The organism is Vibrio hippocampi (assembly GCF_921292975.1).
Lineage (GTDB): Bacteria > Pseudomonadota > Gammaproteobacteria > Enterobacterales > Vibrionaceae > Vibrio > Vibrio hippocampi.
In genome coordinates, this window is sequence record NZ_CAKLCM010000003.1 from 1,186,566 (window position 1) to 1,199,316 (window position 12,751).

General features: G+C 42.8%; 14 protein-coding genes and 1 pseudogene. 3 read left to right on the plus strand and 12 right to left on the minus strand.

The window, feature by feature from the left end:
* The first annotated feature begins 93 nt into the window (after positions 1 to 93).
* Entirely contained in the window at positions 94 to 1,089 is a 996-nt protein-coding gene (locus L9Q39_RS18275) for an aldo/keto reductase (protein ID WP_237486517.1), read from the plus strand.
* Positions 1,090 to 1,121: 32 nt separating this feature from the next.
* Here the strand turns inward: L9Q39_RS18275 and L9Q39_RS18280 are convergent, their stop codons facing one another.
* Genes L9Q39_RS18280 through L9Q39_RS18315 form a run of 8 tightly spaced genes read right to left on the minus strand, consistent with a single transcriptional unit; the run spans position 1,122 to position 7,027 of the window.
* The gene (locus L9Q39_RS18280; RefSeq protein ID WP_237486518.1) at positions 1,122 to 2,297 is read right to left on the minus strand and encodes an acetyl-CoA C-acetyltransferase; all 1,176 of its coding nucleotides are present in this window, start codon (positions 2,295 to 2,297) and stop codon (positions 1,122 to 1,124) included.
* The gene (locus L9Q39_RS18285; RefSeq protein WP_237486519.1) at positions 2,297 to 2,707 is read right to left on the minus strand and encodes a carboxymuconolactone decarboxylase family protein; all 411 of its coding nucleotides are present in this window, start codon (positions 2,705 to 2,707) and stop codon (positions 2,297 to 2,299) included. The genes L9Q39_RS18280 and L9Q39_RS18285 overlap by 1 nt, the downstream gene beginning before the upstream one ends.
* 3 nt (positions 2,708 to 2,710) lie before the next feature.
* The gene (locus L9Q39_RS18290) at positions 2,711 to 3,916 is read right to left on the minus strand and encodes an MFS transporter (RefSeq protein ID WP_237486520.1); all 1,206 of its coding nucleotides are present in this window, start codon (positions 3,914 to 3,916) and stop codon (positions 2,711 to 2,713) included.
* 18 nt (positions 3,917 to 3,934) lie between these two features.
* The gene (locus tag L9Q39_RS18295; RefSeq protein WP_237486521.1) at positions 3,935 to 4,585 is read right to left on the minus strand and encodes an HAD family hydrolase; all 651 of its coding nucleotides are present in this window, start codon (positions 4,583 to 4,585) and stop codon (positions 3,935 to 3,937) included.
* A 2-nt stretch (positions 4,586 to 4,587) separates the two neighbouring features.
* Positions 4,588 to 4,812 carry a 2-hydroxymuconate tautomerase gene (gene thmT / locus L9Q39_RS18300; RefSeq protein WP_237486522.1) on the minus strand — a complete coding sequence of 75 codons (225 nt, stop codon included), beginning with the start codon at positions 4,810 to 4,812 and terminating at the stop codon, positions 4,588 to 4,590.
* A 1-nt stretch (position 4,813) separates the two neighbouring features.
* Entirely contained in the window at positions 4,814 to 5,647 is an 834-nt protein-coding gene (locus L9Q39_RS18305) for a hypothetical protein (protein ID WP_237486523.1), read from the minus strand.
* The gene (locus L9Q39_RS18310; RefSeq protein ID WP_237486524.1) at positions 5,640 to 6,416 is read right to left on the minus strand and encodes an AfsA-related hotdog domain-containing protein; all 777 of its coding nucleotides are present in this window, start codon (positions 6,414 to 6,416) and stop codon (positions 5,640 to 5,642) included. Before L9Q39_RS18310 ends, L9Q39_RS18305 begins: the two co-directional genes overlap by 8 nt.
* A gap of 11 nt (positions 6,417 to 6,427) precedes the next feature.
* The gene (locus L9Q39_RS18315) at positions 6,428 to 7,027 is read right to left on the minus strand and encodes a hypothetical protein (RefSeq protein ID WP_237486525.1); all 600 of its coding nucleotides are present in this window, start codon (positions 7,025 to 7,027) and stop codon (positions 6,428 to 6,430) included.
* Between the two features lie 440 nt (positions 7,028 to 7,467).
* Between L9Q39_RS18315 and L9Q39_RS18320 the strand changes: the two are divergent.
* Positions 7,468 to 7,665, plus strand: a pseudogene (locus L9Q39_RS18320) (transposase); the annotation flags it as partial.
* 108 nt (positions 7,666 to 7,773) lie between these two features.
* Positions 7,774 to 8,691 (plus strand): LysR family transcriptional regulator, encoded by a 918-nt coding sequence (locus L9Q39_RS18325; protein ID WP_237486527.1) that lies wholly within the window; start codon positions 7,774 to 7,776, stop codon positions 8,689 to 8,691.
* Between the two features lie 53 nt (positions 8,692 to 8,744).
* Here the strand turns inward: L9Q39_RS18325 and L9Q39_RS18330 are convergent, their stop codons facing one another.
* From L9Q39_RS18330 to L9Q39_RS18345, 4 genes are all read right to left on the minus strand, one after another.
* Positions 8,745 to 9,062 (minus strand): hypothetical protein, encoded by a 318-nt coding sequence (locus tag L9Q39_RS18330; RefSeq protein ID WP_237486528.1) that lies wholly within the window; start codon positions 9,060 to 9,062, stop codon positions 8,745 to 8,747.
* On the minus strand, positions 9,056 to 10,345 hold the full coding sequence (locus tag L9Q39_RS18335; RefSeq protein ID WP_237486529.1) for an AAA family ATPase: 1,290 nt from the start codon (positions 10,343 to 10,345) through the stop codon (positions 9,056 to 9,058). The genes L9Q39_RS18330 and L9Q39_RS18335 overlap by 7 nt, the downstream gene beginning before the upstream one ends.
* A gap of 491 nt (positions 10,346 to 10,836) precedes the next feature.
* On the minus strand, positions 10,837 to 11,208 hold the full coding sequence (locus L9Q39_RS18340) for a c-type cytochrome (protein WP_237486530.1): 372 nt from the start codon (positions 11,206 to 11,208) through the stop codon (positions 10,837 to 10,839).
* Between the two features lie 260 nt (positions 11,209 to 11,468).
* Positions 11,469 to 12,734, minus strand: coding sequence for a DEAD/DEAH box helicase (locus tag L9Q39_RS18345; RefSeq protein ID WP_237486531.1), 1,266 nt, complete (start codon positions 12,732 to 12,734; stop codon positions 11,469 to 11,471).
* Positions 12,735 to 12,751 lie beyond the last annotated feature (17 nt).

A 12,751-nucleotide genomic window follows, 5' to 3' on the forward strand; every position in this document is an offset into this window, starting at 1 on the left:
CAATTGATGGTGATACCTTTTAGGTATAAGCAAAAAGAGAATTCAGTCCCTAATTAGATCATGAAATAATTGAGCTCTAAATAAGGAGGCTTTATGCTTAAACGTGAACTTGCAAATGGGTTGACAGTCAGCTCGATTGGCTATGGTGCGATGGGGTTGAGTGAATTCTATGGCGAAACAAATGACTTACAATCTCTAAAGCTACTTGACCAGTTACTTGAGCTTGGTGTTGACTTCATTGATACCGCAAACTTTTATGGACGTGGTCACAATGAAGAGCTGATTGGTTACTACCTATCTAAACTGCAACCTTCTCAGCGCCACCAAATTAAAATTGCCACCAAGTGTGGTATCGATCGCCCTGCAGAAAGTGCGTATGCTCGCAGCATCAATAACACACCGGACTATATACGAAAATGCTGCGATGAATCTCTTCAGCGCTTAGGGGTCGAGTGTATTGATTTGTTTTACCTTCACCGAGTCGACAGTAAGATCATCGAACAAAGCATGGATTGCCTAGGACAGTTAGTCAAAGAAGGCAAAATTGCTCATGTAGGGCTTTGTGAGGTTTCTTCGAAAACACTGCTTAAAGCACACTCTGTCTTTCCAGTCACCGCTCTGCAAACAGAGTACTCACTTTGGACTCGAGACATTGAGGAAGATATTCTTGGAACACTGAAAACCAATAACATCGGCTTAGTGCCCTACTCCCCGCTAGGTAGAGGCTTTCTCACAGGCAAGTTAACGCGTAATAGTGATCTCCCTGACGGTGATTTTCGCAAAACCAACGATCGATTCCTAGATGGGAACATCAATCACAACCGCAATATTCTAGACATCATTCAGCCGATTGCACAAAAATATCAAGCAACACCTGGTCAGATCGCGTTGGCATGGCTGTTAGCTCAATATGAACATATCGTTCCTATCCCAGGAACTAAGAAGCGGCAATATCTCCAAGAAAATGTTCAGGCATCTGAAATAATCTTAGAGAGAGAAGACCTTACAACATTGAATAACATCCTACTTCAATTTGAGGTAAAAGGGCAACGTTACTCTGAAGAGGGTATGAAAGGAGTCAATGTCTAAAAAGGAAAAAGCCCAGCTACCTGGGCTTTTCATTAGCGATAGATACTCATCGCTACACCTTCTCCACCGCCAATGCAAAGAGCAGCGACACCTTTATTTTTATTATCTCTTATCAGGCTATGAATAAGAGTTACTAGGATTCTACTCCCTGAAGAACCAATCGCGTGCCCCAACGCAATCCCTCCCCCATATGGATTAATTTTATCGTCAGGAATATCTATCGCGCGAGCAACAGCAATAGCTTGCGATGCAAACGCTTCGTTACACTCTAGCTGTGCAACCTCACTCGCTTCCCACCCTGACTGGTCAAGGCATTTAGAGATAGCTTCAATCGGGGCTACTCCCATGACATCAGGGCTAACTCCTGAATTGCTGAATTTCCCTAAGCTAGCAAGCACTTTCAACTGGTATTTTTCTGCGGTATGGCGATGACAGAGCAGAAGTGCCGACGCTCCATCATTGAGTGATGATGCATTACCTGCCGTCACTGTACCTTGCTTAGAAAACACGGGCTGCAAACTGGCAAGTTTGTCCACGCTTGTTTCTCGTGGACCTTCATCCTGACTAAAAATACGAACATTGCCTTTTCGATCTCTTACTTCTATCGGCACTATCTCATTCACAAACAAACCGGCTTTTTGCGCCGCAAGTGCTTTCTGATGAGATTGAAACGCGAACTCATCTTGATCAGGACGAGCAACTCCATACTGATTGGCAACGTTTTCCGCCGTCACTCCCATGTGATAATCATTAAACGCATCCCAAAGACCATCGTGAACCAAGCTATCTTGTAGCTCAGTTCCTCCCAATCGTTTGCCCTTTCTAGAGTTAGGTAAAATGTGGGGCGCATTTGACATACTTTCTTGCCCACCAGCAATAACAAATTCAGCGTCATCGCAAGTGATCGCTTGCATCGCTAAATGAACCGCCTTTAAGCCGGAACCACAAACCTTGTTTACTGTTAAACACTGCGCGTTATGTGTTAACCCAGCGCCAATTGCGGCTTGGCGAGCTGGGTTTTGACCACAGCCAGCCGTTAGAACTTGCCCAAGAATGACGCTGTCGATTTGCTCTGGTTTAACGTCTGAATCAGCCAACAAGGCTTTGATCACCAAGCTACCAAGATTAGGAGCAGACAAACCGGAAAGCTCCCCCATAAATGCACCAGTAGGTGTTCGCTTTGCTGCGACAACAACAATGTCTTCCATTACTCTACTTCCTCTTTAAGACCAGGGAGAACCAGCCCCTTCTCATTCATAATCTTACGGTAACTTGCCAGACCATTCATACAAGCAGGCACGCCAGCATAAACAGCCATCTGAATAACGACTTCAAGCAGCTCTTCAGGCGACACCCCTACGTTTATCGCCGCTTTCATATGCAGTTCAAGCTGGGGGGTCGCGTTACCTAAGCTAATCAGAGAAGCAACTGTCAACATTTCGCGGGTTTTTAAATCTAAACCAGGACGAGCGACGACCGAGCCAAACGCGTAATCCGTAATCAATCGAGGTAAGTCACTATCGAGCTCGGAAAGTCGACGACTCATTCTTTCAGCTAATCCATCTTCCAAACGATCCATAACGTACATGCCTTTGATCGTCGTCTGTTTATCGCTCATTATTTAAGCCTCCTGCGTTCGCTGAACATTCTCGAAATTCATCGGAACGATAGTGATAAATACCAAGGAAAGCGCCATCGCGACACCAGCAAAAATGTATAGAAAGGAAACATTGTAAGAAGCAACTAACCATGCCCCTAAAGACGCTCCGATACCAATTGCCAAGTTGAAGAAGGCAACATAAAGAGCAGATGCTGGAAATGCTTGCTCTGAAGCCAGTCTAAGCACCCAAGTTTGAAGGGCCACGAAAATACAAGATGCCGTCGCTCCCCAGATAGCGAGTGCTGTGCCGATGTGAGCCTGATACCATTGCACGTGGAATTCACCAATAAGAACCAGCATTGATGCTGCAAATAGTACAGACAAAACCGCGATCGTCTTGAGGTGTTTATCAATGAATAGCGCTGTGATGACATTGCCGGCAATACCTGCGACACCAAAGACCAACAATAAAACCGGGACGAACTCTTCACTAATGTGAGTGAGGGAATTAAGCATAGGCTCTATATAGGTAAAGGCGGTAAAGTGAGCCGATATGGTCAAAATGGTGGCAAAATAGATTTTGATCAGTGAACTCGATTTAAACACGGCCTTAATCGCCCCAATACCCACACTACTCTTCTCGCTAATCTGAGGGACTAAGCTAGCAATCCCGACAAGCGACAACACGCTAAGCCCTGACATAACCATAAATGCGGAGCGCCAACCTATATGCATACCTATGTAATTTGAAATAGGCACCCCAAACACACTGGCAACTGATACTCCACCAAATACGATCGAGGTAGCTACACCGATATAGTTAGACGGAACAATCGACGCAGCACTGACACCAATTATTGACCAAAATGCACCATGGGCAACAGCCCCTATCACTCTGGCTAACATTAGGCTCTCAAAGGTTTCAGCACTAGCAGCAAGACCATTGGAAACAGCCAGTACTATGCTCAAAGCAATTAAGAGATTTTTTTTGCCGACCGCACCAAGAAAAACTGAAGCCACAAGTGCACTCAAAGCACCAACCCAAGCATATAAAGATACTGTCATACCAATATATGATTCAGAGGTTGCTAAAGCATTGGCCATTGGCGTAAGTAAGCCAATCGGAGCCAGTTCGGTCGTGACGATGTTAAACGTCGACAAAGCTAATACAAACAACGCTAACCAAATACGAAGCGTCATCTTCTGAGAATTTTCACTAATACTCATTTTTCATTCCATATGTTTTTAAAGAGTTTTCCATCCATGCTGTTTGGCATGACGAAGAAGGTGAGGGTTTTCTCCTACACAAATCGGATTGCCTGTTGCTTCAAGCATATCGACGTCAGAGATATCGTCTCCGTATGCATAGCAATGATTCAGATCGATATGATGTGTTTGGCAAAAATCAGACATGGCAACCTTTTTACCTTTTCCGATGGTCTGCGGTTTACCGATTTGACCGGTTAGCATCCCTTCTTGATCTAAGATCAGAGAGGTACACAGGATGTGTTCTACATTCAGAAACTGGGCAATAGGCTCCAAGATCGGACACATCGAACCAGATACAAACACCACTTGATGGCCTGCCCGCTGATGCTCTTTTAACGCAGTAACGGAACGTTCGAGAAAAAAAGAGTCATCACAACAGCTTTGAAACCACTCCTGTCCAACGCTCTCAAGTGTTTGGTACCTTTGTCCTTCAAACTGTTGATAGTACTCTCTGTTCAACTGTTCTCTTACAACACCAGCAGCTCTATCTGTATTGAGCTTTGCGTTATAACGCTTAAACAGGTCACCTTGTCCGATTTTTTTACACCAAAATTCATAGAAATCAAACATGCTCTTGGTGTGGATTAGAGTTTCATCCACATCAAAAAATGCCGCGACTTTGGTCATAATCACTCCTCGTAGTTTAAGCGACGACTCTTCACTGGAAAGTCAGGCTCACTTCCTACCACTCCAGCGTCGGCCCAGCGGTTTGGAGCGACTTCTGTCACAGCGACAGAGATCTTATCTAAAGGTGCACCAGTATTCTTATGCACTGCATGTGTGATGTCTTCGAGCATCCCTTTAACTTGCTCTTCGTTGTTCATTTTCCAAGTAGTAATATGGATAAAAGGCATATTAATCTTCCCTATTATTCGTAGTCACAAATTCATCAAACGATCGTTGTTTAAGCTTAAGCTGGGCGTGAATATCTCCACCGAGACCATGTAGGCCAATCGCGCCGCCATAACTTTGCCGAGAGCTCATATATAAGACGACAACATTTATTACTCGGTTACCTTCTAATTCATGGGCCGGAAAAGGATCAGGCAACTCGGCCCAAAACTGAGCACTACCTAAAGCATCAGTAACAAAAACATTCGGAATACCTAGAGGACCTGGTCGAGTCGGAGATTCGGGACAAAGATCCTTTTCTCTTAGACTCATCACGGTGTAGAGGCTATTCGGAACTAGGTTACTAAATTGAAAATCAAAACGAGCCAACTGTTTGTCATTCTTCAAGCTAACTACCAACTCTCCTTTGGCTTGCAACCAATCGAATAAGTTGATTGGTGGTATATGCCGCTTACCATCTTCATACCGATAGTCCTCAATATATCCTTGATGAAGAGGAAAGCTGGATCTCACCTCGCGACTGGCTTGCGACCTCTGCTCTGGAGCGAAAATCATCGGATAGTTATTCGAAGGCAGAGGCAGAGGAAGTGTGAACAAGGTGATATCCTTCATCTGCTGCTCAGAAAGTTGTTCTATTTGAGTAACAATGCGGTACGGTTTGATCTCGCCAAATTCAGGCACAGGAGTTTCTGGCGCGACAATTGCACCAGACCAAGAAACACCACTATCACTTGGGATTTGCCCGACAACAACAAAGTTGCCTTCTGCATCCATCACTTCTGAGGGAGGATAGAGCGGACCTTGCGTCGTAGCCGATAGTTGGTAACTTCTACGCACAGTCTTGCTCCATATTAAAATGGTCACTAGGGCTCACAACCGCCTCAGTGGCGGATTCAGCGAGCTCCCACTCTTTGGCCTGTATTGATTTAGCAGAGTAGACTGAAAAAGATACGTCCATACTGGCGCTCTTGGTTTGATTCTGCATCACACTCATACGAGCTTTGAATCTTCCACGGCGCTCATTCACATCCTTCTCGACAAACTCAAAATGTACGATTGCAGGCAGAGGGAATAGGAAATTCGCAAAATCAATCGACATACTGTTGATGACGTAATACTTGTCACTTTGCTTTTGATAAACAAACTCTTCAGTCACCGCAATAAAAGCTTGGCGGCACGCCTCTACCACCAACATCCCTTGAACATGCTGTCCTGTCTGATGGTCTCCCATCAGTTCACAGTTATCATCAATGACGAGAGGCAGTGCGTACATATCTAACTTATGGTCAACCTTTTCAGCCTGACCAATTAGGATGTTTCGCTCGTCCCATTTATGGGTATGTCGATTTTTGTGCTCAGAAGCTAGCTTTTCTACTGAGCAAGTTTTGAGCTTGCTCTTCAGCCTTTGATTATTGCCAATATCATCAATAACTTTCTTAGCTTTGTGCTTGCAAACACCTTGCCCTGCAATCAGCTCATACTCATCAGGAAATAGATTGTCAGGTAGCTTTGCTAATAGTTCTAATTGAGAAATAGTTAAAGCTTTTTTTCCTTTGGCATATTCTGAATATTTATCGCCAACGACTACAATTTTATTAAATTCCATATCACTTGCTCTTATATTGCTCTATACAGACGCGTATATAGTCCTTCATCCCCACCAGTAATATAATCATCACCGGCTTGTCTAATAATCTCTTTATAGTTTTCATCATTAAATGGCCGCATATATTCATTAACATTTCCATTGAATGAAGAAACAAACATAACACCTGGCTGCCCACTAATTAGAGAATGATAGGCTTCAAAGCTATTAATCTTGTCGGCATTACCTCGAACAACGTTGAATATTGTTCTATCACGCCACTCAAGATAGTCATCGTAACGCTCTGCAGGCACTTCGACGTGTCGCAGCTGCACAAACTCCGAATTTGGCAACTCTGACTCACTAGCAATAGGTGCCTCTACGAATCGAAGCAGTTCGCGTCTTATATCACCAGACAAGTAATCTTTATTAACAGTAAATGCACCTATGAGGTTTTTTTCTAAATTTGAAATATCTTCAACTTTATTTATAGCCTTTAATTCCAAGATCTCATTGTTTCCATCCTCGCTAATAAAATATCTAGCATCATCACTGAACTTAATGCTATCAATAGTTTCATTACCAATGCTTTTTACGGGGTATCGAGAGATCAAAAGGTAGTTTGTAGACATGTTTAACTCCAGTTAATTAAGACGCACCAAAATTAGCATATATTGATAATTGTGGAATTACTAATTATGTAATTTAACTTTTGAATCACCATTAATTATAATTATATAGCTTATTTATGAATCACTACTAAATTCAACCTCATCATTAAGGCTAATGAGTAAAATACATATAAATACAACCCCCAATGAGAAGATCTTCATAATTTTGTAATACTTAGTCGCTCTCCAAAAAATAGTCACATTTATCTTGTCATTTATAAAAGTCAACCTTTACAATCCAAATTATCAAGGTAAGATCGTACTTTGATGGAACTTTAAGCAGAAAGCACGATCAGAACGATATCACACAAAAAATAAGGTATCGAAATGAGTTTTGTAGACCACTTTAGCTACATCGTAGACTTTGGATGCAATAAGCTTGAGTGGTTACAGCAGTATAGAATAAGGTTCATTGGGTGCTCGATGTCACCTTTAAAGAAGATGATTCACGTATCAGAATTGGTGACGGTGCAGAAAATGTAGGGGTGATACGCCGTTTTACTTTAAATCTAGCGCGTTTACATCCAAAGAAATTCAGCATGAGATCAAAGCTAAAACAAGCTGGTTGGAGCGATACTATGCGTAGTGAAGTCTTATTTGGTCGAAAAACAAGCAAAGTACGCGGTTACTCTGTGCAAATTATTCACAATCTGAATAAATAAATTTACTTTAATGTTATCAGCGTTATTTTTATCCATAGGTTCTGTATGAGTACTAGATTCACTTTAACCAACAGTAGTTTACCAACCGTAAAACAACTTCAGTGTTTTTTGGCTGTTGCACAAGAACTTAACTTCCGCAAGGCGGCTGAGCGTATAAATATGACTCAACCACCACTGACTAGACAGATAAGGTGCTTAGAAGATTTACTGGGTTATGAAGTATTCACTCGTAACACTCATGGTGTACACCTAACAAAATCGGGCAATGATCTCCTTATTGAAGCAGAGAAAATCTTATGCCTAATTAGTGGGCTAAAAGCACTGAATGCGAGAAGTGTCGATAAGATTCGAGTTGGGGCGACCAATACTCTTAACTTCGAGAATATCTCGCCAATCGCAGGAGCTTTAAACTCTCTCGTTGGAATTGAAAGTGTAGACGTTCACAGTATGAATTCAAGTCAGCTAATTCAAAGCTTACAGAAGAGTTCCTTGGATATCGCTCTCATTGGAGAGCAAAATACACGCGTAGAAGAAGATATTTCCTTTCATTGGATATACCGCGAGCCACTGTTACTCGTTATGCCTTCCTCACACAAAGCAGCAACACAACACCAAGTATCACTTGAAGATGTCTCTGAATTACCTTTGTTTTGGTTTCCTTGGAGTGCCAACCCTGCTTTTTACAAAAAGTGCGAGAAGCTGTTTGAAAAGCTCCCTTTCCCTCTAAAAAGAATCAAAGAGCCCGATGACACTATTGTAATGCTCTCCAAAGTTGCCAAAGGCAACGCCATCGCATTGATGCCTCGCTCCATGTGTACTTTTTACAATGAAGACTTGTGCTATAAAGAGCTGACTGACAGTCATAGTAAGCATCTAAATATTGACGTCTATGCTGCAATTAAAAACAACGACCGACGACCGCATATCTTCGAGGCTATCGAGAACCTAAAGTCATCCCTATAGCACTGGTACTTTCCCTATAGTTAAAATGAGTACTCCCTTTCACCATGACTCAATTAGAAACCCACTAAGGTGACTTTTCCTTGCAATGAATCATTAAGCTGACAAGTAAAATCCACCCTCTTATCAACGTTTTTATCGTATAAGGTTTTCAACTTATCAAATGCACTAGGAACAAAACTGATGTTTTTCAAACGTAAGCTTTTACGAGTTTGACTGTCCAAAAAGGTCAAAGCTGAGCGGTCGAGTACATTGTGACATGCATCCAATCCCCCTTTGCTCGCCAACTGACTCTGAATCACTTGCTGAATATCCCCTTGAGAAATAGACGAACTTGCCTGAGCAAAAACACAGATAGCATGAAGGTCTAGCATTGCCAATGAAATGATGCCTGTCCCGATTTTATTGCATGATTGGCAAGCTCCATTTCGGCAATTTTAATTAGGTGATTCGGTTGTAAATCGCCAAATATAATGGGATACCCTTTGGCTAACCGATTAACGAACTCATGAGAAAGCTGTAGTTGATTGGTTGGATTGGTAGACGTTTTAAGAATATCGAACACACTGACCGTTTTACCTTGGGTAGCATGACTGATCACGTCATGACCTAAATTGGTGGTGAATATGATGATGCATTGGCTAAAGTCGACGTCGTCTTGGCTGGTTTGATCTTTCGCGTTTCCACTATCGAGTACAGACAGTAGTGATTGCACCACGCTTGCATGCGCTTTTTCGATTTCGTCAAACAGCAATATTTGTCTTGGATTAGACCTCACGATACGAGTCAGCGCGCCTAAGTTTGCATCCGCATATTGGCTCCCTGAACCAAACAGTTTTAGGGCGTCTCTTTTATCTTGGTAGTGCTCCATATTAAACACATTAAAGTGATAACCCGAGTGTTCATATTGCTGCAACTGTTTTGCAAACTGCTTGGCAAGATAGGTTTTTCCAACGCCTGATGGACCGACGAAAGTATAAATGAGCCTAGGTCCTTGTTGCGCTTGCAAACTGGAGGCTAAGTACCCATAGCACAGTTGTTCAATCGCTTTCTGTTGACCGATCACCGATCCCGTGAGCTCAATATTTATTCTTTCGCTGATTTTAGCCCTAGTAACTAAGTTGTTTGTCACTGGGTTTAAGTGGAGAAATGCGTCCACTTCGCGGCTCTTGGATGCCAGTAGGTTTTCGACCAGCTTATCGGTTTTAAGCTGATTGCTCACCAGCGACTCCCAAAAGAGCCTTTCAAGATCATGCGATAAAGAGAGTTTGGGAATTAAGCTGTGGGCATCTTGAAACCAAGTCGTCGATGGATCGCCATAACTGCGTTTTTCAGCAACCTGTAAAATATTCTCTCTTAATTGATAGGCTTTGGCGCTAAACGCTAGCTGATAGGTCTGTGACTTTAACCTTTCCGCTAATGCACTTAATATCTCGACGTTGGACAATATCGCGGAAAACAGGTGCTCCAAACCCACCTCTAACGTTATGGATTTGCTGTTTCTAATTCTTTCTATTGTTGAGTTACACTCATGAGATAAATATTCGGCGGTCGCCACCAGAATAAGCTCTTCAATAAGTGATTTTCCCTTTTCATCGAATTTTTTATACAGAGACTCGACGCTCAAATTGTCACTAAAATCAATCAAATCATCCACTGAAGTACTGCCTATAGTGTGAAAATCAAACAATCCGTTATTCGATCATTTAGAATAATAATAATTAATATAAATACTATTCGAAAATACATTTTGTCGCTCTCTATAGCAACACTCGTCTCTCAAACAGATTGTAAAGCAAAGCCAGTAGATATTATTTTTGTGAACCTAATCATGTCGTAAATGTTTAGTGGTGGACTTTGTTTTTAAATTTAAATCAATAATTTTTGTTTCATCAATAGGAAATGCACGTCGTCTAAGTCTAGGAGGGTTATTTACAATAGTGGTTCTGAATATAACGACTAAAAAGCCTAAATGAAGAAGAATTTAATCGCGATTGCGCTGTTATCTACCATTGTTACTAGATGTAATAATGATGATCCACTGAATCCACCAGAAGAGGGGGTTGCGAAAGTGAACGTTAGGCACTAGTTCTCCTAGTGCCTTGTAAACCAGTACCTTAGTGCCTCTAATTATCGTTAGAGCGAGTATTAATTTATATGGCGGACGTGTTCGAGTATGTCATTGACCTCTTTTTCGGTTAGTATGCCCTTAAAAGCGGGCATCAAGCCATCTTGCCCGTTGTCACCATCTAGCACAGAGCTGATCAGTTCATACTTAAAACCAAATGGGTTCACTAGTTCTTCAAAAATATTATCGGGACGAACTGCGAGCGTGTTTGAAGCGACTCCATCTCCTAATCCTTTCGAACCATGACAAACGGCGCAGTTCGTATTATAGAGTTTCTGCCCTGATGCTAGGTTCGGTTCTCCGTACACGCTATCTGTATACACTTTAGCTCCGAAAAAGCTCGCCCCTGAGATAATGATTAGACCGACGGTATAAATTATGATTTTTTTCATATTGCCTCCAGGAGTTTTCTGAACCGTATTTATATAGGCATTAGAGTGAAAAAATAGTGAAGTTTCCTAGAGATTCTTGGTCGGTCAGCGGCTTTGAGACACACATAATGTTAGGGCACCTCTTTTATTGATTTGGCTATATTGCAGCTACCTCAATTCAGATAAGTCTAAATTCAGATAGCCTAAATCAAAGAGCTTATATCAAAGAGCTCTTTAGAGGTGCGACCTAACACATCGACTTGCGATTGTGCTCACCTCAGCTACTGACGACGCTTTTTCTTCTTTTTACCCGTCCCTTCTGGTTTCGGGCGTGGTGTCATTGGTGCAAAGTACGCTTCACTTTGATCGTCTTCCACTTCAAAACCGGCCACCTGTTCGCGCTCTAGGCGGAATTTATTTTTCTTTTCGATCACTTTAAAGTGATGGTAGTCATCGTAATCAATCAGTGACAATCCAAGACCCACCTCACCCGCACGACCACTACGTCCAATTCGGTGCATATAGTCCGCTGGGCTGCGAGGTAAGTCAAAGTTGATGACGACAGGAAGCTTTTCAATATCCAGACCACGCGCGGCAATGTCGGTGGCGATCAACACGTGAATTTCTCCAGATTTAAATCCCTCCAGCACGCGAGTACGAGCGCCTTGCCCTTTATCACCGTGGAATACTTCCGCCGTGATACCGCGCTTTGATAGCTTCTGCGCTAGGTGGTTACAGGCATTTTTTGCATTAACGAAGATCAGCGCTTGTCGCCATTGGTTCTCTTTAATGAGGTGTGCCAATACAGCGGTCTTCTCGCCCTTGTTGACACTGAATACACGCTGTACCAGCGTGCTGGCTTCAGCGCTTTGCAGCTGTACTTCAACGGGATCATTAAGAAGGTTTTGCGCCAGAGTGGTCACTTTTTCAGGGAACGTGGCAGAGAACAGTAGCGTCTGTTTGTTGTCCGGCAATAGAGCTAGGATCTTGCTGAGCTCCTCGGCAAAGCCAAGACTGAGCATGCGGTCGGCTTCATCAAGCACTAAGGTTTTGACTTGCTCTAGGTTGATGGCATTGCTCGATACGAGGTCAAGCAGACGACCAGGGGTGGCGACCACAATATCGCAACCGCCGCGAAGCATTAGCATTTGTGGGTTAACTGAAACACCACCAAATACCGCGACAGTTTTAATCTCATGTCTTAGGTGATACGAGTAAGATTTGATGTTGTAAGCCACCTGAGAGGCTAATTCACGCGTAGGCACTAAAACCAGGTGAGAAACGAAGTTGCCACGACGTGTGTTTGTTTTCTTTTGCAGGTAACTGTCTTGCTGGTAAATCTTTTGCAAGATTGGCAACGCGAATGCGGCTGTTTTACCAGAGCCGGTATTTGCCCCACCCACGAAATCACGTCCCTCAAGCAGATGTGGAATAGTGTGAGATTGGATTGGCGTTGGTTGGGTGTACTCCAATTCCTCTAGTCGCTCAACTAGGATTGGAATCAGACCAAGGTCGGCAAATTTTGCTGGCTGTGTGTGATCAGTCATGACGTGTGATGGCTCTG